The organism is Geodermatophilus sp. SYSU D00742, assembly GCF_054049935.1.
The window spans coordinates 1-18,889 of record NZ_JBJGYJ010000052.1; the positions used below are offsets into that span (position 1 = coordinate 1).

Genomic DNA, 18,889 nt, shown 5'->3' on the forward strand with positions numbered 1-18,889 from the left:
GGTGCCGTATAGCGCGCGGGTGCCCGCGGCCCTCCCCTTCACCAAAAGGCCAGCCCCCCCCGCCCGCCCCGCCCCCCCCGCCGGGGCGCCCCCCCCCGGCCCCCGCCCCGTGGTGGCGTTGCCCGGCGCCGCGGCCACCGCCGCGGCCCTGCGCGCCGCCGGCTGGGCGGTCGAGGACCTGCCCGACGCCGCCACGGCGGCCGCCCGGCCCGACGGGGTCGTCGCGCTCGTGGCGGGGGAGGACGTCGAGGCCGCCGAGGTGGTCGTGGGGACGCCCGTGCCGCCGGGCGCCCGGCTGCTCGACGTCGTCACCGTCATGGACCGGCTGCGCTCGCCCGGCGGCTGCCCGTGGGACGCCGAGCAGACCCACTCCTCGCTGCGGGGGTACCTCCTGGAGGAGGCGCACGAGGCCTACGACGCGATCGTCGACGACGACGCGGTGGCGATGCGCGAGGAGCTCGGCGACGTCCTGCTCCAGGTGGTCTTCCACGCCCGGGTGGCCGCCGAGGCGGAGCCGGACCGCCGCTTCACCATCGACGAGGTGGCCGGTGACCTGGTCGACAAGCTGGTCCGCCGGCACCCGCACGTGTTCGGGGACGCCGGGAACGCGGGACCCCGCCCGGACACCGCGCAGGTCGAGGCGGGCTGGGAGGAGATCAAGAAGGCCGAGAAGCAGCGGCGCTCGCCGACCGAGGGGGTCTCGCGCTCCCAGCCGGCCGCGTCGTGGGGCGCGGCGCTGGTGCGCCGGGCCGGCCGGGCGGGGCTGCCGGTGCCCGAGCCGGCCGAGTTGTCCGCCCGCAGCCCGGAGGAGCTGGGGGAGCGGCTGCTCGCCGTGGTCAGCGGGGCCGCGCAGCGCGGGTGGGACGTCGAGGACGCGCTGCGGGAGGCGGTGCGCCGCTACGCCGGGGAGCTGGACGCGGCCGCGGAGGCGCGCGCCACGGGCTGACCCCGCCGGTCCACGGGCCGCGCGTACCCGCCTCCCGTCCACGGGGTCGGGTCGTCCACAGCCCGCATCCGGCGCCGTGGGCGGTGCCGGTGTCGGCGACCGCTGACGGGACGGGGCGGCTCGCCGACGGTGGCGTGCGCTTGCTGAGCCCTCTCACGCGGGCTGGCTAGGCTGCCCCCGTGCCCAGCATCGACGCCGTAGGCGCGCGGGAGATCCTCGACTCGCGCGGAAACCCCACCGTGGAGGTCGAGGTCGCCCTCGACGACGGGACGATCGCCCGTGCGGCGGTCCCCAGTGGCGCCTCCACCGGCGCCTTCGAGGCCGTGGAGCTCCGCGACGGGGGTGAGCGCTACGGCGGCAAGGGCGTGACCAAGGCCGTCGACGGCGTGCTCGACGTCATCGGCCCGGAGCTGGTCGGCTACGACGCCAGCGAGCAGCGGCTGGTCGACCAGCGGCTGATCGACCTCGACGGGACACCGGACAAGTCCCGCCTCGGCGCCAACGCGATCCTCGGCGTGAGCCTCGCCGTGGCCAAGGCCGCCGCCGAGTCGGCCGGGCTGCCGCTGTTCCGCTACGTCGGCGGGCCGTCGTCGCACCTGCTGCCCGTCCCGATGATGAACATCGTCAACGGCGGCGCCCACGCCGACAGCAACGTCGACGTGCAGGAGTTCATGATCGCCCCGATCGGCGCGGCGACCTTCGCCGAGGCGCTGTCGGTGGGCACCGAGACCTACCACGCGCTGAAGTCGGTGCTGAAGGGCCGCGGGCTGACCACCGGTCTGGGTGACGAGGGCGGGTTCGCTCCCGACCTGCCCAGCAACCGCGACGCGCTGGACCTCATCGCCGAGGCGGTCGAGAAAGCCGGCTACACCCTCGGCGAGGACATCGCGCTGGCCCTGGACGTCGCCGCCACCGAGTTCCACACCGAGGGCGGCTACGACTTCGAGGGGCAGACCCGCTCGGCGGAGTACCTCACCGACTACTACCGCGAGCTGGTCGACGCCTACCCGATCGTCAGCATCGAGGACCCGCTGTCGGAGGAGGACTGGGACGGCTGGATCGCGCTGACCGCCGCCCTCGGTGACCGCGTCCAGCTCGTCGGTGACGACCTGTTCGTCACCAACCCCGCCCGGCTCGCCGACGGCATCGCGCGGAAGGCCGGGAACGCGCTGCTGGTGAAGGTCAACCAGATCGGCACGCTGACCGAGACCCTCGACGCGGTGAACCTGGCCCACCGCAGCGGCTACCGCTGCATGATGAGCCACCGTTCCGGCGAGACCGAGGACACCACGATCGCTGACCTCGCCGTCGCCACCGACTGCGGGCAGATCAAGACCGGCGCCCCGGCGCGCAGCGAGCGGGTGGCCAAGTACAACCAGCTGCTGCGCATCGAGGAGGAGCTCGACGACGCCGCCCGGTACGCGGGTGCGGCGGCGTTCCCGCGGCTGACCGACCGATGAGGCCCGCCCGCCGATGAGTTCCGCGCGCACCCGCCGGGGCGGGCCCCCGCCCGGCGGGCGCCGCTCGACCGGGCGCCCGCTGACCCACGCGGCGTCCCGGCCGGTCCCGGCCAGCTCCCGCTCCGGTGCGGGCAGCCGGCCGGAGGCTCGTCGGCCGGGTCGCCGCACCCCGCGCACGACGGCGGCCCCGGGCACCCTCCGGCGTCCGCTGTTCACCGGCCGAGCGGTCGTCCTCGGCGGGCTGGTGCTGCTGCTGGCCCTCACCCTCGCCGGGCCGGTGCGCCAGTTCCTGGCCGGCCGGGCCGAGATCGCCCGGCTCGCCGCCGAGGGCACGGCGCTCGACCAGCGGATCGACGACCTCCAGGCCCAGCTGGAACGGCAGGGCGACCCCGCCTTCATCGCGCGGGAGGCGCGGGAGCGGCTGACCTACGTGCTGCCCGGTGACCGCCTGGTCGTCGTGGTCGACGGCGACGCGGTCGAGGGGGACGCCGGCACGGTGCCCGAGCCGGACGACGGCCCACTGCCCTGGTACGACGCGCTGCTGCAGTCGGTCGCGGAGGCCGACGGCGACGAGGAGTCGAGCGAGTGAAGGAACCGGTCACCCCGGCCGAGCGGGACGTCGTCGCCCGCCAGCTGGGCCGGCCGCCGCGCGCGGTACGCGCCGTGGCCCACCGCTGTCCCTGCGGGCAGCCCGACGTCGTGGAGACCTCCCCCCGGCTGGAGGACGGCACGCCGTTCCCGACGCTGTACTACCTGACCTGCCCGCGGGCGAACGCTGCCGCCAGCCGGCTGGAGTCGGCCGGCCGGATGCGCGAGTGGCAGGACGAGCTGGCCACCGACCCGCAGCTCGCCGCGCAGTACCGGGCCGCGCACGAGGCCTACCTCGCCGAGCGCGACGCCCTCGGCGTCCTCCCGACCCGCAACACCGCCGGCGGCATGCCGGACCGCGTCAAGTGCCTGCACGCCCTGGCCGGCCACGCGCTGGCCGCCGGGCCGGGCGTCAACCCCATCGGCGACCGTGCGGTCGCCGAGATGGGGGAGTGGTGGGCGAACGGCCCGTGCGCCCAGCCCGAGGAGAACACATGACCCGCGTCGCGGCGATCGACTGCGGCACGAACTCCATCCGCCTGCTGGTGGCCGACGTCCCCCCGGAGGGGCCGCACACCGACCTGCTGCGCCGCATGGAGGTGGTCCGGCTCGGCCAGGGGGTCGACGCCACCGGCCGGCTCGCGCCGGAGGCCATCGAGCGCACCCGCGTCGTGCTGGCCGAGTACGCGGCCCAGGCCCGCGAGCTGGGTGCCACGGCGGTGCGCATGGTCGCGACCAGCGCCAGCCGGGACGCCGCCAACCGCGAGGACTTCGAGTCGATGGTCGGCGCCACCCTCGGCCAGCTGCCCGACGTCGTGCCCGGTGACGAGGAGGCGCGGCTGTCCTTCCTCGGCGCCACGGCGTCGCTGGACGCCGCGGTGGCCGCGCACGGCCAGCCCCCGCCGCACCCGCCGTACCTGGTCGTCGACATCGGCGGCGGCTCGACCGAGTTCGTGCTCGGCGACGCCGGCGGGGTGCGGGCGGCCCGCTCGGTCGACGTCGGCTGCGTCCGGCTCACCGAGCGGCACCTGCACGGCGACCCGCCGACCGCCGACGAGATCCAGCGTGCCGAGGCCGACATCCGCGCCGCGCTCGCGGACGTCGCCGCCACGGTGCCGGTGCAGGAGGCGGCCACCCTGGTCGGGCTGGCCGGCTCGGTGACCACCGTCGCGGCCCTGGCCCTGCGCCTGCCCGCCTACGACCCGGAGGCCATCCACGGCTCGCGGATCCCGGTGGCCGGGGTCCGCTCGGTGACCGCGGGTCTGCTCACCGCCACCCGGGAACGGCGCGCGCTGGAGGCGGTCATGCACCCCGGGCGGGTCGACGTCATCGGCGCCGGCTCGCTGGTCCTGCGGGTGATCATGGACGCGTTCGCCCTCGACGACGTCGTGGTCAGCGAGCACGACATCCTCGACGGCATCGCCCTGCAGCTGGCGCGGGGCTGACGGGAGGAGGTCGGCCGCGCGGCCGGACCGACCGGGCTCAGGTGGTGCCCTGGTTGATCCCCGGCGGCAGCTTGCCGGTGAGCTTCTCGTAGCTGGCCGCGGCGCCGCGGGCGGCGACGAGGCGGCCGGCCGCGACGGCGAGCCCGGAGACGGCCGCCCACGCCAGCGCCTCCGGCCAGCTGACGCCCGGTGCCGCGGGGTTCTTCGGGGGTGTCGTCCCGCGCACGCCGTACCAGGCGGCGTCGGTCGCCTTGCGGACGGCGATCCCCGCCGGCACCGCGAAGCCCGCCGAGAGCAGCTTCCAGGTCAGCGGGGCCTTCTGCTTCTTCTTCCTCGCCACGACGGTGATCATGCCGGGGTCCGCGTCGGCACGCAGGGAACGGGTGGTTCCCTGACGGGGTGGCGACCGACGCGGCCGGCTTCCCGGTGACCCGTACCCCCGCCGGCGTCGTCCGTTCCGCCCGGGGTGCCCGCGACCTCGCCGTGCTGGATGCCCGCATCTCCGGCTGCCGCGCCTGCCCGCGGCTGGTGGCCTGGCGGGAGGAGGTCGCCCGGGTCAAGCGGGCGTCGTTCCGCGACGAGGACTACTGGGGCCGCCCGGTGCCCGGGCTGGGTCCGGCCGACGCCCGCATCGCCGTCGTGGGGTTGGCGCCGGCCGCCCACGGCGGCAACCGCACCGGCCGGGTCTTCACCGGCGACCGCAGCGGCGACTGGATCTTCGCCGCACTCTGGCGGGCGGGGCTGGCCAGCCAGCCGACGTCCACGCACGTCGGGGACGGTCTCGAGCTCACCGGCGTCCGGGTCGCGGCGGCGGTGCGCTGCGCCCCGCCGGCGAACGCGCCGACACCCGAGGAGCGCGACACGTGCTCGCCCTGGCTGGCGCGGGAGCTGGCCCTGCTGCCGGACCTGCGGGTCGTCGTCGTCCTCGGGGGCTTCGGGTGGACGGCGCTGTGGCCGGTGCTGGCCGAGGCCGGCTACCGGCTGCCGCGGCCCCGGCCGGCGTTCGGGCACGGCGTCGAGGTGACCCTCGAGGGGCCGGGTGGGCCGCTGACCCTGCTGGGCAGCTACCACGTCAGCCAGCAGAACACCTTCACCGGCAAGCTCACCGAGCCGATGCTCGACGCGGTGCTGTCCCGGGCCACCGACCTCGCCGCGACCGTGCCGGGACAGGGGTCGCGGCCCTAGGCTCCACGCATGACGCAGCGTCCGGTGGTCCTCGTCGTGGGCGGCGGTTACGTCGGCCTCTACACCGCCCTGCGGCTGCAGAAGAAGCTCTCCCGCGGGAGGGCGGAGATCGTCGTGGTCGATCCGCAGCCGCACATGACCTACCAGCCGTTCCTCCCCGAGGCGGCGGCCGGTTCGGTGGAGCCGCGTCACGTGGTCGTGCCGCTGCGGCGCACACTGCCGCGCTGCCGGGTCATCACCGGCGCGGTCACCGGGCTCAGCCATGCCGAGCGGCGGGCCCGGGTCGCCCCGCTGGAGGGCGAGCCCTTCGAGCTCACCTACGACGTGCTGGTGATGGCCGCCGGCTCGGTGGCGCGCACCCTGCCCATCCCGGGGCTGGCCGACCACGGCATCGGCTTCAAGAACGTCGGCGAGGCCATCTACCTGCGCAACCACGTGCTGGCGCGGCTCGACGCGGCCAGCTCCACCGACGACCCGCAGGTGCGCCGCCGGGCGCTCACCTTCACCTTCGTCGGTGGCGGGTACGCCGGCGTGGAGGCGTTCGCCGAGCTCGAGGACATGGCCCGCTACGCGGTCGAGCACTACTACCCGCGGCTCTCGCCGTCGGACATGCGCTGGGTGCTGGTCGAGGCGATGGGGCGGATCCTCCCCGAGGTCGACCTCGACATGGCGGCGTGGACGGTCAAGCAGCTCACCGCCCGGGGCATGGACGTGCGGCTCAACACCCGCCTGGAGTCGGTGACGGACTGCCACGTCCGGCTGAGCGACGGCGACGAGTTCGACAGCGACACGCTCGTGTGGACCGCCGGCACCAAGCCCAACCCGATGCTGGCCGAGACCGACCTGCCGCTGGACGGCCGCGGCCGCGTCGTCTGCGAGCCCACCCTGCAGGTGCGCGGGCTGCCCGACGCCTGGTCGGCCGGGGACCTCGCCGCCGTCCCCGACCTCACCAAGGAGGACCCGGACGCGACCACCGCGCCCAACGCCCAGCACGCCGTCCGCCAGGCCAAGCGGCTGGCCGACAACATCGTCGCCGTCCTCGGCGGCGAGCAGCCGCAGCCCTACCGGCACGCGTACGCCGGCTCGGTCGCCAGCCTCGGCCTGCACAAGGGCGTGGCGCAGGTCTACGGCGTCAAGCTCAAGGGCTGGCCGGCCTGGTTCATGCACCGCACCTACCACGTCAGCCGGGTGCCCACCTTCAACCGCAAGGCCCGGGTGGTGGCGGACTGGACGCTCGCCGCCGTCTTCCGCCGCGAGGTCATCTCCCTCGGCCAGCTGCAGGACCCGCGCCGGGAGTTCGTCGCCGCCGCCAACACCGGCCGGACCGGCGCCCTGCCCCCGCCGTCGCCGGCCGATCGCGCGCAGTCCCGCTCGGCCCAGGCGAGCTGAGGCCGGTCCGGGTCGGGCTACCGTGCGCTGCGCGCCCCCGTAGCCCAATCGGCAGAGGCAGGCCCCTTAAAAGGGTCCGAGTGTCGGTTCGAACCCGACCGGGGGCACAGCGCGACGACGTGCGCTGCGCGGGTTCCGGCACGCGGCCCTCGGGCCCGCGTGCCGGTGCCGGCGCAGCCGCCGGAACGGCCCCGTTCCCCCCGTCCGGGTGCCGTGCCGGGGATCAGGAACGCAACGCGCCCTCCAGGCGTTGACCTGACCGAGTGGGTGCAGCACCGTTGAGCCCACGAACCGCCAGGTCACCTCGAGGAGATGACGATGCCCAGCCACAACCCGGTCTTCGGCCGGGGCTTCGCGAACGCGGGCGCCGGCAACGGCCAGCAGTCCGCCCAGTGGGGCGCCCCGCAGTACGGCGCCCCGCAGTACGGCGCGCCCCAGTACGGGGCCCCGACGCAGGACCCGTACGCCGCCGCACCGTCGCCGTACGCCCGCTCGCCGTACGCGCCGTCGACGACGCGCTACATGACCATGGACGACGTCGTCCAGAAGACGGGCCTGTCCTTCCTGGTGACCGTCCTGGCCGCCGCTGCGGTCTGGGCGATGCCCGGGCAGGCCGCGTGGGGCCTGGCGCTGCCGGCGGTCCTGATCGCGTTCGTCCTCGGCCTGGTCATCGCGTTCAAGCAGATCGCCAACCCGGCCGCCACGCTGGCCTACGGCGCGCTCTACGGTGTCGCGCTCGGCGCCATCAGCGAGGCCTTCAACACGATCTACCCGGGCATCGTCGTCCAGGCGCTGATCGGCACCTTCGGCGTCTTCTTCGGCATGCTCGTCGTCTACAAGACCGGCGCCATCCGGGTCACCCCGAAGCTGACCCGCTGGGTCGTCGGGGCGATGTTCGGTGTCCTGGCGCTGGTGCTGGTCAACCTGGTCGCCGGCTTCTTCACCCCCGGTGGGCTGGGCCTGCGTGACGGTGGCCCGATCGCCATCCTGTTCAGCGTCGTCGTGATCGGCATCGCGGCGTTCTCGCTGCTGCTGGACTTCGACATGGCCGACGAGGCGATCCGCCGCGGCGCGCCGGCGAAGTTCGCCTGGTACATCGCCTTCGGTCTGCTCGTGACCGTCGTCTGGCTGTACCTGGAGATCCTGCGGCTGCTGTCCTACTTCCAGGACAACTGACCCGCACGCACCACACGCCAGTGGCCCGGTCCCCGCGAGGGGGCCGGGCCACTGGCGTGTCCGGGGTCAGGAGAGGCGCTCGAGCACCATGGCCATGCCCATGCCGCCACCGACGCACATGGTCTCCAGGCCGAAGGTCTTGTCCTGGGTCTGCAGCCCGTTGATCAGCGTGCCGGTGATGCGGGCGCCGGTCATGCCGAACGGGTGGCCCACCGCGATCGCCCCGCCGTGCACGTTCAGCCGGTCGAGGTCGATGCCCAGGTCGCGGTAGCTGGGGATGACCTGTGCGGCGAACGCCTCGTTGATCTCGACCAGGTCGATGTCGCCGATGCTCATCCCGGCCCGCTGCAGCGCCAGCTTGGAGGCGTCCACCGGTCCGTAGCCCATGATCTCCGGCGAGAGCCCGGTCACGGCGGTCGACACGATCCGGGCCAGCGGGGTCAGCCCCAGGTCGCGGGCCTTGGTGTCGCTCATGACCACCACGGCGGCCGCGCCGTCGTTCAGGGGGCAGGCGTTGCCGGCGGTGACCCGGCCGTCGGGGCGGAACACCGGCTTGAGCCCGGAGACCGCCTCCAGGGTGGTACCCGGCCGCGGGGTGTCGTCGGTGCTGACCACGGTGCCGTCCGGCGTGGTGACCGGGGTGATCTCCCGCTCCCAGAAACCGCTCGCGATCGACTGCTCGGCCAGGTTCTGGCTGCGGACGGCGAACTCGTCCATCTCCTGCCGGGAGACGTCCTTGAGCAGCGCCAGGTTCTCGGCGGTCTGCCCCATCGCGATGTAGACGTCCGGGATCTCGCCGGCCTCCCGGGGGTCGGTCCAGGAGTCGGCGCCGCTCTCGGCGGTCTTGGCGACCCGTGCCTCGGCGTCGTCGAAGACCGGGTTCTTGGTGTCCGGCAGCGAGTCGCTGCTGCCCTTGGCGAACCGGGACACCATCTCCACCCCGGCCGAGATGAACACGTCGCCCTCGCCGGCCTTGATCGCGTGCATCGCCATGCGGGTGGTCTGCAGCGACGACGAGCAGTACCGGGTGACCGTGGTGCCGGGCAGGTGGTCCATGCCCAGCAGGACGCTGACCACCCGGCCCATGTTGTAGCCCTGTTCCCCGCCGGGCAGGCCGCAGCCGAGGATGAGGTCGTCGATGTCGGTCGCGTCGAGCGCGGGCACCTTGTCCAGCGCGGCCCGCACGATGGTGGCGGTCAGGTCGTCGGGGCGCAGGTCCTTGAGCGAGCCCTTGAACGCGCGGCCGATGGGGGAGCGCGCGGTCGCGACGATGACGGCTTCGGGCATGGGTCCTCCACGGTGAGGCGGATCCGACGGGGCACGCCGGACGTCGGGTCGCCCCCGAACCTACTCCCCGGTAATGGGATCCGGAGCCGCTAGCCGACGGACTCCTGCTCGGCCCGCTCGGCCTGCTCGGCCGTCGGGATCTCCGGCGGGCGACGCCGGCGCAGCCGCGCCCACGGCCCGCGGGGGCCGGTCTCGGAGCCGCGCACCTCGGTGGCCTGGACCTCGGTGCCGGTCCGGCCGGCGGCCCGCGCGGCGGCGCGGGCGACCGGGCGGACGGTGTCGCGGCGCAGGTTGCGCAGCCCGCGGTCGGCGGCGGCCGGCCAGACGCCGATCGCGTCGGCGACCGAGGGCAGCAGGACGGCGGCCGCGGCCGCGTACCCGGCGGCGCTGGGGTGGAACTCGTCGACGCTGAACAGGCCGCGGTCCTTGGCGAACGTCGGCCCCAGGACCGACCCGAGCGACACGGTGCGACCGCCGGCCTCGACCACGGCGATGGTCTGGGCGGCGGCCAGCTGCCGGCTCCAGCGGCGGGCCAGCAGGCGCAGCGGCTGACCGATCGGCCGGATGGTGCCGAGGTCGGGGCAGGTGCCGACGACGACCTGCGCGCCGCCCTCGACCAGGCGCCGGACGGCGTCGCGCAGGTGGCGCACCGACACCGAGGGCCGGGTGCGGCTGGTGACGTCGTTGGCGCCGATCATGACCACCACGACGTCGGGGCGCTCGACCAGCGCCTTGTCGACCTGCTCCTCGAGCTCGTAGGACTCCGCGCCCGAGACCGCCAGCCGGACCAGGCGCACCGGCCGCTCGGCCAGCTCGGCGAGCGCGGCCGCGAGGAGGACCCCGGGGGTCTCCGCGGCGCGCTGGACGCCCAGGCCCACGGCGCTGGAGTCACCGAGCACGGCCAGCGCGATGGGCTTACCGCGGCCCCGGCCGTAGATGCCGTCACCCGACGGCGGGTCGCCCTTGGACGTCCGGGACTCCACGCGACGCCGGGCCGATCGCGCCTGGGCGCGGAGGAGGCCCAGCATCGCCGCCCCGGCCAGGCCCAGCCCGCCACCGCCGTAGGCGGCGCCCGTGGCCAGCCGCCATGCCGTGCTCGCTCGAGTCACCGCCGCCCGTCCTCCCCAGCTGCGTGGACCGTCTGTCCCGCAGGTTAGCCGCCCCCTACGGTCGCCCCGTGGCAGATTCCCCCGCACGGGTCACCGGCGGACCAACGGACGGTGAACGCAGTCAGGTCATCGTCGACGTCCTGGTCGACGCCTTCTCCGAGCTGATGACCGCCGACGCGGACGCGTTCCGTACCAAGTTCCGCAAGATGGCCGCGGACCCCTTCGCGTTCTACCGCGGGAGCGCCTGCCTGTTCTACGCCGACATGACCGGTGTCGAGGACCGCTGGAGCGACGAGCGCACCAGCCGGGTCTGGATCCAGGGGGACCTGCACGCGGAGAACTTCGGCACCTACATGGACGGCGGCGGGCGGATCGTCTTCGACGTCAACGACTTCGACGAGGCCTACCTGGGCCACGTCAGCTGGGACCTGCGGCGGTTCGCGGCGAGCTTCGCGCTCCTGGCCTGGCGCAAGGCGCTGGGCGACGACGTCATCGCCGACCTGCTGCGCGGCTACCTCGACGCCTACCTGGACCAGGTGGCGGCCTTCACCCGACTCGACGACGACAAGTCCTTCGCCCTGGTGCGGGAGAACACCCAGGGCGCGGTGCACGACGTGATCCTGCGGACCAGCGCGCGCAGCCGGCTGGCCCTGCTGGAGCGGATGACGGTCGTGGAGGGCTACCAGCGACGCTTCGCCGAGGGCCCGCGCAACCGCCGGCTGGACGGCGACGAGCGGGAGCGGGTGCTGGCCGCGCTGGAGCGGTACCGCGGCACCGTCTTCCCCCCGCGCCGGCGTCGCGACGTCGCCTTCGACGTGAAGGACGTGATCGCCACCGGCGGGTTCGGCATCGGCAGCGCGGGGCTGCCCGCCTACAACGTGCTCATCGAGGGCTACGACCAGGCGCTGGAGAACGACGTCGTCCTGTCGCTCAAGCAGGGCAACGTCCCGGCGCCCAGCCGGATCGTCCGCGACCCGGGGATCCGCGGGTACTTCGAGCACGAGGGCCACCGGACGGCGGTCAGCCAGCGGGCCCTGCAGGCCAACGCCTCCCAGTTCCTCGGGCACACCGAGATCGACGGCGTCGGGTTCGTCGTCCAGGAGCTCTCGCCCTACGAGGTCGACCTGGACTGGGAGGACCTCACCGAGCCCGAGGAGATCGCCCCGGTGATGAGCCAGCTGGGCCGGGCCACGGCGAAGATGCACTGCGTCGGCGACGCCGACAGCGACCACACGCTGGTGCCGTTCCAGACCGAGGACGCGATCACCGCGATGGTCGGCGACCGGCGCGAGGAGTTCGTCCAGGACCTGACCGCCTTCGCCGCGGCCTACGCCCGGCGCACCCAGGAGGACCACCGGCTGTTCGTCGACGCCTTCCGCGCCGGGCAGATCCCCGGCATCAGCTCGAGCGGTGCGCAGCCGGTACGCCGCTGACCCGTCCGGGCAGGTGGCCGGCGATGCAGGAGGCGAGGTCGGCCGCACACCAGCGGTGGGCTCAGCGTGCCCGGCGGCCCCTGCGGGTGCGCAGGTAGTCGGCGACCACGTACTCGCCGAGCCGCTCGCTGTCGGGGGTGAAGACCCGGCCACCGGCCCGCTGGGTGATGTCGTGGACGAAGCGCACCAGTCCCGGCTCCGGGTCGAGGGCGAACACGTTCATCGTCGCGCCGGAGCGGGCCACCCGTTCCACCTCCGCCACGGTGCGGGCGATCGTCTCGGGCATCGGCGGCCAGCAGAAGAACGGCGTCCCGTCGTCCTCGAGGTGGGCGGTGGGCTCGCCGTCGGTGACCACGAGCACCACCGGCTCGGCGTCCCGGTGCCGGGCGAGGAACCGGCGGGCCAGCATCAGCCCGTGCTGCAGGTTGGTGCCCTGCAGCGTGTCCACCGACAACTCCGCGAGCGTCTCCGGCCGCAGCACCTGGGCGGTGGAGGAGAACCCGATGATCTGGATCGCGTCCTGCGGGAAGCGGGTGGTCACCAGCGAGTGCAGCGCCATCGCCGTCGACTTGGCCGCGCCCCAGGTGCCGCGCAGCGCCATCGAGTAGGAGAGGTCGACCAGCAGGGCGACCGCCGCGCCGGTGCGCCGCTCGGTCTCGACGACCTCGAAGTCCTCGACGGCGATCCGGACCGCCCGCCGACCCGCCGCCCGCGGCTCGTGCGCGGTGCGCAGGACGGCGTTCTTCACCGTCCGGACGACGTCCAGCGGCTGCTCGTCGCCGAACTGCCACTCCCGCGAGCTGCCGGTGAGCTCCCCGGCGGCGCCGGCGTCGGCGACGTCGTGCTCGCCGCGGCCGGTGGCGTCGAGCTGGGCGAACACCCGCCGCAGCGCGGTGGCACCCAGCCGCCGGACCGCCTTGGGTGAGAGCTCGAGCTTGCCGTCGGTCCGGCTGAGGTATCCCTGCCGCTCCAGCTCGCGCTCCATCTGGCGCAGTGCGGCCAGGTCGTCGACGGCCGGCCGGCCCAGCGCCCGCTCCAGCAGCTCCTCGTCGACGTCGGCCAGCGAGGCGCCGGCGTAGCCCTGGGAGAGCTGGTTGGACAGGGCCTCCAGGTCGGCCAGCTCGGCGACCGCGCTGGTCGCGTCACCCAGGCCCAGGGCCGGCTCGCCGTCGGGCACCTGCCCGCGCTGGCCCCACGGCAGGTCGGGGCGGGCCTGGCGGAGGGCGTCCTGCAGGTGCGCCATCTCGCTGGCTAGCCCCATGTCGGCCATGGTCTGGGCCATGAGGTCGGCCAGCTCTGCGCGCTGCTCGGGGGAGAGTCCGGCCATCATGCGCTCCTGCGCGGCGGCCCGGCGGGCGAGGGAGTCGATCAGCTCCTCGATCGACTGGGGGTCGTCCGGGAAGAACTGGCCGTGCTTGTCCATGAACTGCTCGAACCGCTCGTCGGTGTCCTCGCCGCGGTTGTGCGCGTCGATGAGCTGCGAGAGGTCGGCGACCATGTCCTTGACCGCCTGCATGTCCTGCTCGGTGGCGTTCTCCAGCGCCTGCTTCATCGAGGCGAAGGAGCTGTCGAGCACCTCCCGGCGCAGCAGGTCCTGGATCTGCTCGTAGGCCTGCCGCGCCTCCTCCGACCGCCAGCCGTAGTCCTTCAGCGCCCGGACCGCGCCGGCGGTGTCCTGGGGCAGCGCGTCCAGCTCGGCCTCGGCCAGCCGGGCGGCGTCGTCCGGGTCGGGGAACAGCTCCCGTCGCTCGGCCTCCAGGGCGCGGTCGAGCAGCTGCCGGACCTCCTGGAGCGTGCCGTCCATGCGCCCGGCGGTGCGCGCCTGGCGCAGCCGCTCGCGGACCGACCGGCGCAGCTCGTCGAGGCCGCGCCGGCCGTCCATGCCGCGGCGCAGCAGTTCCCGCAGCGCCTCCCGGACGCCGCTGCCGGACAGCACGGAGTCGCCGATCTCGTCGACGGCGCTGCCCAGGTCGTAGGGCGGGGCCAGCGGGTCGGGCCCGCCCCGCCAGCGTCCGTACCGGTAGCCCTTCCCGGGCCGGCGCACCATCTAGTCCACCTCGCCGGCGCTCGTCGGGACGGTGGGGCACGTCGTGCCCCCGGATGAGCTCGCGAGCTCGCTCATCGCTATGCCCCGTACACCGTGCGGGTGCCGTCGGTGTCCTTGGCCAGCCTCCTCGTGAGGTAGAGCCCCTCGAGGGCGAACTCCACCGCGGCCGCGGCCTGCTCGGCCGACTGCTCGCCCTCCGGGACGCCGAGCCGGCCCAGCAGCTCGGCCAGCTTGGGGATGGTGCCCAGCTGGCCCAGCAGCGCCGCGGCCGGCACCAGTTCCCCGGACTCGACGGTCTCCCCGCCGGTGAAGTGCTCCTGCAGGCCGGTGAGGTCCAGGCCGGCGCAGCGGGCGCGGAAGGTCTGCGCGGTCGCCTGGCGCAGGAGGTGCTCGAGGATCTCCAGCTCCCGCTCGTCGTCCGGATCGGCACCGGAGTCGGCGAACTCCACCTTGCCGCGGCTGGCCGGGACGACGCTGGGCAGGTCGACCACCCGCGCCACCGGCCGGGTCTCCCCGGCGACCGCGGCCCGGCGGACGGCGGAGGCGGCGACGGTCTCCAGTCCGGCGATGGCGAACCGGGCGCTGACCCCCGAGCGCTGGTCGACGTGGCTGGACTCGCGGACCAGCCGGGTGAACCGGGCGACGATCTCGGCCAGGTGCTCGGGGATGACCGGGGTGTCGAAGTGCCCGTCGCCCGCCGTCGCGCCCTGCTGCCCCCCGGCCCCGCCGAGCCAGCTGGTGTGCGCCTCCTGGCGCAGCAGCCGGATCTCGTCGGCGAGCTCGATCGGGTAGTGGGTGCGCACCTCGGCGCCGAAGCGGTCCTTGAGCGGGGTGATGATCCGCCCGCGGTTCGTGTAGTCCTCCGGGTTGGCGCTGGCCACCAGCAGCAGGTCCAGCGGCAGCCGCACCCGGTAGCCGCGGATCTGGATGTCGCGCTCCTCGAGCACGTTGAGCAGCGCGACCTGGATGCGCTCGGCGAGGTCGGGCAGCTCGTTGACGCTGAAGATGCCGCGGTTGGTGCGCGGCACGAGGCCGTAGTGCACCGTCTCCGGGTCGCCCAGGGTGCGGCCCTCGGCGACCTTGATCGGGTCGACGTCGCCGATGAGGTCGCCGACGCTGGTGTCGGGGGTGGCCAGCTTCTCGCCGAAGCGCTCGCTGCGGTGCAGCCAGCCGACCGGGGTGGCGTCGCCGTGCTCGGCGATCTGCCGGTGCGCCCACACGCTGATGGGGTGCAGCGGGTGCTCGTTGAGCTCGCTGCCGGCCAGCACCGGCGTCCACTCGTCCAGCAGGCCGACGAGCGTGCGGATCAGCCGCGTCTTGCCCTGGCCCCGCTCGCCGAGCAGGACCAGGTCGTGGCCGGCGATGAGGGCACGCTCGACCTCGGGGACGACGGTGTCCTCGAAGCCCACCATGCCCGGCAGGCTGGGCTCGCCGGCACCCAGGCGGGCGAGCAGGTTGGCGCGGATCTCGGCCTTGACCGGCCGGAAGGCGGTCCCGCTGTCGCGGAGCTCGCCGAGGGTCGTGGGAGCGGGGGGAGCGGAGGCAGAGACGCCGGGGTCCGTCACCCCAGCCACGGTACGACGAGGGTGCGACGCTGGGCACCCGTACGGGGGCTCCCACCTGCACTCCGTCCTGGGATGATCACCGCATGGCCGCGGACGAGGTCCCCCTGCTCGCCGTGGCGGACGTCGAGGCCGCGGCGGCACTGCTCGACGGGGTCGTGCGGCACACGCCGCTGGAGCACTCCCGGGCCCTGGCCGAGCGGGTCGGTGGGCCGGTGTGGCTCAAGTGCGAGAACCTGCAGCGCACCGGGTCGTTCAAGATCCGTGGCGCGTACACGCGGCTGGCTCGGCTGACCGCCGCCGAGCGGGCCCGCGGGGTGGTCGCGGCGAGCGCGGGCAACCACGCCCAGGGCGTCGCGCTGGCCGCGCAGCTGCTGGGCATCCACGCCACGGTGTTCATGCCGGAGTCCGCCCCGCTGCCGAAGGTGGCCGCGACCCGCGGCTACGGCGCCGACGCGCGGCTGGTGGGGCACGACCTCACCGAGGCCATGGCCGCGGCCGTCGATCAGGCGGCGCGCACCGGCGCGGTCTTCATCCACCCGTTCGACCACCCCGACGTCATCGCCGGGCAGGGCACCGTCGGCCTGGAGGTCCTCGACCAGTGCCCCGACGTGGCCACGGTCGTCGTCTGCACGGGTGGCGGCGGGCTGGTGTCCGGGGTGGCGGCGGCGGTCAGGGGCCGCCGTCCCGACGTCCGGGTGGTCGCCGTCCAGGCCGCGGAGGCGGCGGCCTTCCCCGGGTCGCTGGCCGCCGGCCGCCCCGTCGCGCTGGCGGGGACGGCGACGATGGCCGACGGCATCGCCGTGGGTGCCCCGGGCGAGCTGACGTTCGCGCACGTCCGGGACCTCGTCGACGAGGTCCGCACGGTGGGCGAGGAGGACCTCTCCCGCGCGCTGCTGTTCTGCCTGGAACGCGCCAAGCTGGTCGTCGAGCCGGCGGGCGCGGCCGCCGTGGCCGCCGTGCTGGCCGACCCGACGGCGTTCGCGCCGCCGGTGGTCGCGGTCGTCTCCGGCGGCAACATCGACCCGGTCCTGCTGCTCAAGGTCGTCCAGCACGGCATGGCCGCCGCCGGCCGGTACCTGCGGCTGCGGCTGCGGGTGCCCGACCGGCCCGGGTCGCTGGCGGCCGTGCTCAGCGAGCTGGCCGACGCCGGTGCCAACGTGCTGGAGGTCGAGCACGAGCGGACGGCGACCCGCCTGGACCTCGGCGAGGTGGAGGTGTTCGTCGTCCTGGAGACCCGCGGGCCCGAGCACGCCGAGGAGGTCCTCACCCGCCTGGACCGGGCCGGCTACGCGGTGACCACCGGCTGACCGACGAGTTCCGGGGCCGGCGCCGGTCTGCCGTCCCGTGGAGAACCTGAAAACCGGTCGGAAGTGTCGGCACGCTCACCTACCGTTCCTGCCATGAACGACGCGATCGTCGTCGAGGGGCTGGTCAAGCGCTTCGGCGCGACCACCGCCCTCGACGGGGTGGACCTGACCGTGGCCGAGGGCTCCGTCCTCGGGCTCCTCGGGCCCAACGGGGCGGGCAAGACGACGGTGGTGCGGATCGTCACCACCCTGCTGCGTGCGGACGCCGGGCGGGCGGAGGTGGTGGGGCTCGACGTGGTGCGCGACGCCGACGCGGTGCGCGCCTGCATCGGGCTGACCGGCCAGTACGCCGCCGTCGACGAGTACCTGACGGGCTTCGAGAACCTGGAGATGGTGGGCCGGCTCTACCGGCTGGGCCGCCGCGAGGCCCGGTCGCGGGCCGGTGAGCTGCTGGAGCGGTTCGACCTGACCGGTGCGGCCGACCGCCCGGCCAAGACCTACTCGGGTGGCATGCGCCGCCGGCTGGACATCGCCGCCTCCCTCATCGCCCGCCCGCGGGTGCTGTTCCTCGACGAGCCGACCACGGGCCTGGACCCGCGCAGCCGGCTGTCGATGTGGGAGTTCATCGCCGACCTCGCCGGCGGCGGGACGACGATCCTGCTGACCACCCAGTACCTGGAGGAGGCCGACCGGCTGGCCGACCGGATGGTGGTCATCGACCGCGGCCGGGTGATCGCCCGTGGCACCGCCGACGAGCTCAAGGCGCAGGTCGGCGGCCAGCGGCTGGAGCTGACCGTCGGTGACGCCGGTGACCTCAAGGAGGCGGTGGGCCGGCTGCGCCCGCTGGCGGTCGACGAGCCGCGGCTGGACGAGTCCACCCGCCGGCTCTCGCTGCCGGTGAGCGGCGGCACCGACGACCTCGCCACGGCGCTGCGGCTGCTCGAGGGCAGTGCGGTCGAGGTGCTCGACATCGGGCTGCGCCGGCCCGACCTCGACGACGTGTTCCTCACCCTCACCGGTCACGCGGCGGAGGAGACGACGAACGCTCCGACCGGCGACGCCGGTGCCGATGACCGGACGCCGGCGCGGACCGGGGGAGGCGCCCGGTGAGCAGCACCCTGGCGCAGACACTGGCCGACAGCGCCACCATCACCCGGCGCAACCTGATCAAGGTCAAGCGCGTCCCGGACCTGCTCGTGTTCGCGACGCTGTCGCCGATCATGTTCGTGCTGCTGTTCCGCTACGTGTTCGGTGGCGCCATCCAGGTGCCCGGCGGGGTCAGCTACGCGGAGTTCCTGCTGCCGGGCATCTTCGCCCAGACGGTGGTGTTCGGGAGCACCATCACCGGCGCGAGCCTGGCGGAGGACCTGCAGAAGGGGCTGATCGACCGGTTCCGGTCGCTGCCGATGTCGCGTTCCTCGGTGCTGGTGGGGCGCACGGTCGCCGATCTCGGGCTCAACGTCATCTCGATCGCGGTGATGGCGCTGACCGGTCTGGTCGTCGGGTGGCGGATCCACACGTCGGTGCCCGAGGCGATCGGGGGCTTCCTCGTCCTCCTGGTGTTCGCCTTCGGGATCTCGTGGCTGATGGCGCTGGTCGGCCTGCTGGTGCGCACGCCCGAGGTGGTCAACAACGCGAGCTTCATCGTGATCTTCCCGCTGACCTTCGTGGCGAACACCTTCGTGCCGCTGGAGACCTTCCCGTCGGTGCTGCGCACGTTCGCGGAGTGGAACCCGGTGTCGGCGGTGGTGCAGGCGGCGCGGGACCTCTTCGGCAACACCGTGCCGGGCACTCCGGTGCCCGAGGCGTGGTCGCTGCAGAACCCGGTGCTGTACACGCTGGTGTGGACCGTCGTGATCCTGGCGGTGTTCGTGCCGCTGTCGGTCCGGGCCTACATGCGCACCGCGAGCCGCTGACATCCCGGTGGCTCGCGTCCGGCTACGGACGCGAGC

Annotated in this window: 17 protein-coding genes and 1 tRNA gene; 13 read left to right on the plus strand and 5 right to left on the minus strand. The window is 74.5% G+C overall.

The features are described 5' to 3' along the window. Positions 1-112: 112 nt before the first annotated feature. From ACI78V_RS21945 to ACI78V_RS21965, 5 genes are all read left to right on the plus strand, one after another. Positions 113-946, plus strand: coding sequence for a MazG family protein (locus tag ACI78V_RS21945; RefSeq protein ID WP_456854699.1), 834 nt, complete (start codon positions 113-115; stop codon positions 944-946). Positions 947-1,125: 179 nt separating this feature from the next. Beyond that, entirely contained in the window at positions 1,126-2,406 is a 1,281-nt protein-coding gene (eno, locus tag ACI78V_RS21950; protein WP_456854701.1) for a phosphopyruvate hydratase, read from the plus strand. Positions 2,407-2,419: 13 nt separating this feature from the next. Further along, positions 2,420-2,995, plus strand: coding sequence for a septum formation initiator family protein (locus ACI78V_RS21955; RefSeq protein WP_456854703.1), 576 nt, complete (start codon positions 2,420-2,422; stop codon positions 2,993-2,995). Then, entirely contained in the window at positions 2,992-3,492 is a 501-nt protein-coding gene (locus tag ACI78V_RS21960; RefSeq protein ID WP_456854705.1) for a DUF501 domain-containing protein, read from the plus strand. The genes ACI78V_RS21955 and ACI78V_RS21960 overlap by 4 nt, the downstream gene beginning before the upstream one ends. After that, a complete protein-coding gene (locus tag ACI78V_RS21965) occupies positions 3,489-4,439 on the plus strand; it encodes a Ppx/GppA phosphatase family protein (protein WP_456854707.1) in 951 nt (316 codons plus the stop codon). The genes ACI78V_RS21960 and ACI78V_RS21965 overlap by 4 nt, the downstream gene beginning before the upstream one ends. A gap of 37 nt (positions 4,440-4,476) precedes the next feature. On the opposite strand, the gene ACI78V_RS21970 is transcribed toward ACI78V_RS21965, so the two are convergent. After that, on the minus strand, positions 4,477-4,791 hold the full coding sequence (locus tag ACI78V_RS21970; protein ID WP_456854709.1) for a DUF4235 domain-containing protein: 315 nt from the start codon (positions 4,789-4,791) through the stop codon (positions 4,477-4,479). Between the two features lie 47 nt (positions 4,792-4,838). Between ACI78V_RS21970 and ACI78V_RS21975 the strand changes: the two genes are divergently transcribed. From ACI78V_RS21975 to ACI78V_RS21990, 4 genes are all read left to right on the plus strand, one after another. After that, positions 4,839-5,624, plus strand: a complete 786-nt coding sequence (locus ACI78V_RS21975) for a uracil-DNA glycosylase (protein WP_456854712.1) — start codon at positions 4,839-4,841, stop codon at positions 5,622-5,624. 9 nt (positions 5,625-5,633) lie between these two features. Next, complete coding sequence (locus ACI78V_RS21980; protein WP_456854715.1) at positions 5,634-7,013, plus strand: NAD(P)/FAD-dependent oxidoreductase; 1,380 nt, start codon at positions 5,634-5,636, stop codon at positions 7,011-7,013. Positions 7,014-7,046: 33 nt separating this feature from the next. Further along, positions 7,047-7,120, plus strand: a tRNA-Leu gene (locus ACI78V_RS21985). Between the two features lie 211 nt (positions 7,121-7,331). After that, a complete protein-coding gene (locus ACI78V_RS21990; protein WP_456854719.1) occupies positions 7,332-8,189 on the plus strand; it encodes a Bax inhibitor-1/YccA family membrane protein in 858 nt (285 codons plus the stop codon). A 66-nt stretch (positions 8,190-8,255) separates the two neighbouring features. Here the strand turns inward: ACI78V_RS21990 and ACI78V_RS21995 are convergent, their stop codons facing one another. Both ACI78V_RS21995 and ACI78V_RS22000 read right to left on the minus strand, forming a co-directional pair. After that, a complete protein-coding gene (locus ACI78V_RS21995) occupies positions 8,256-9,476 on the minus strand; it encodes an acetyl-CoA C-acetyltransferase (RefSeq protein ID WP_456854722.1) in 1,221 nt (406 codons plus the stop codon). An 89-nt stretch (positions 9,477-9,565) separates the two neighbouring features. Continuing rightward, a complete protein-coding gene (locus tag ACI78V_RS22000; RefSeq protein WP_456854725.1) occupies positions 9,566-10,585 on the minus strand; it encodes an SGNH/GDSL hydrolase family protein in 1,020 nt (339 codons plus the stop codon). Positions 10,586-10,653: 68 nt separating this feature from the next. Here ACI78V_RS22000 and ACI78V_RS22005 point away from each other — a divergent pair, with 68 nt between their 5' ends. Then, on the plus strand, positions 10,654-12,018 hold the full coding sequence (locus ACI78V_RS22005; protein ID WP_456854727.1) for a DUF2252 domain-containing protein: 1,365 nt from the start codon (positions 10,654-10,656) through the stop codon (positions 12,016-12,018). Positions 12,019-12,079: 61 nt separating this feature from the next. Here the strand turns inward: ACI78V_RS22005 and ACI78V_RS22010 are convergent, their stop codons facing one another. Both ACI78V_RS22010 and ACI78V_RS22015 read right to left on the minus strand, forming a co-directional pair. After that, positions 12,080-14,065 (minus strand): VWA domain-containing protein, encoded by a 1,986-nt coding sequence (locus tag ACI78V_RS22010; protein WP_456854729.1) that lies wholly within the window; start codon positions 14,063-14,065, stop codon positions 12,080-12,082. Positions 14,066-14,142: 77 nt separating this feature from the next. Further along, positions 14,143-15,630, minus strand: coding sequence for a sigma 54-interacting transcriptional regulator (locus tag ACI78V_RS22015; protein WP_456854731.1), 1,488 nt, complete (start codon positions 15,628-15,630; stop codon positions 14,143-14,145). Positions 15,631-15,713: 83 nt separating this feature from the next. Between ACI78V_RS22015 and ilvA the strand changes: the two genes are divergently transcribed. The 3 genes from ilvA (at position 15,714) to ACI78V_RS22030 (ending at position 18,853) form a co-directional block, all read left to right on the plus strand. Further along, positions 15,714-16,937: a threonine ammonia-lyase gene (ilvA, locus tag ACI78V_RS22020; RefSeq protein WP_456854733.1), complete on the plus strand. Its 1,224-nt coding sequence runs from the start codon at positions 15,714-15,716 to the stop codon at positions 16,935-16,937. Between the two features lie 93 nt (positions 16,938-17,030). After that, a complete protein-coding gene (locus tag ACI78V_RS22025) occupies positions 17,031-18,047 on the plus strand; it encodes an ATP-binding cassette domain-containing protein (protein ID WP_456854735.1) in 1,017 nt (338 codons plus the stop codon). Continuing rightward, complete coding sequence (locus tag ACI78V_RS22030) at positions 18,044-18,853, plus strand: ABC transporter permease (RefSeq protein WP_456854737.1); 810 nt, start codon at positions 18,044-18,046, stop codon at positions 18,851-18,853. The genes ACI78V_RS22025 and ACI78V_RS22030 overlap by 4 nt, the downstream gene beginning before the upstream one ends. Positions 18,854-18,889 lie beyond the last annotated feature (36 nt).

Excerpts from the sequence above, each read along its gene's own strand:
- ACI78V_RS21955 (WP_456854703.1), top strand. The coding sequence starts at position 2,420 with ATGAGTTCCGCGCGCACCCGCCGGGGCGGGCCCCCGCCCGGCGGGCGC.
- ACI78V_RS21965 (WP_456854707.1), top strand. The coding sequence starts at position 3,489 with ATGACCCGCGTCGCGGCGATCGACTGCGGCACGAACTCCATCCGCCTG.
- ACI78V_RS21970 (WP_456854709.1), bottom strand. The coding sequence starts at position 4,791 with ATGATCACCGTCGTGGCGAGGAAGAAGAAGCAGAAGGCCCCGCTGACC.
- ACI78V_RS21980 (WP_456854715.1), top strand. The coding sequence starts at position 5,634 with ATGACGCAGCGTCCGGTGGTCCTCGTCGTGGGCGGCGGTTACGTCGGC.
- ACI78V_RS21990 (WP_456854719.1), top strand. The coding sequence starts at position 7,332 with ATGCCCAGCCACAACCCGGTCTTCGGCCGGGGCTTCGCGAACGCGGGC.
- ACI78V_RS21995 (WP_456854722.1), bottom strand. The coding sequence starts at position 9,476 with ATGCCCGAAGCCGTCATCGTCGCGACCGCGCGCTCCCCCATCGGCCGC.
- ACI78V_RS22010 (WP_456854729.1), bottom strand. The coding sequence starts at position 14,065 with ATGGTGCGCCGGCCCGGGAAGGGCTACCGGTACGGACGCTGGCGGGGC.
- ilvA (WP_456854733.1), top strand. The coding sequence starts at position 15,714 with ATGGCCGCGGACGAGGTCCCCCTGCTCGCCGTGGCGGACGTCGAGGCC.
- ACI78V_RS22025 (WP_456854735.1), top strand. The coding sequence starts at position 17,031 with ATGAACGACGCGATCGTCGTCGAGGGGCTGGTCAAGCGCTTCGGCGCG.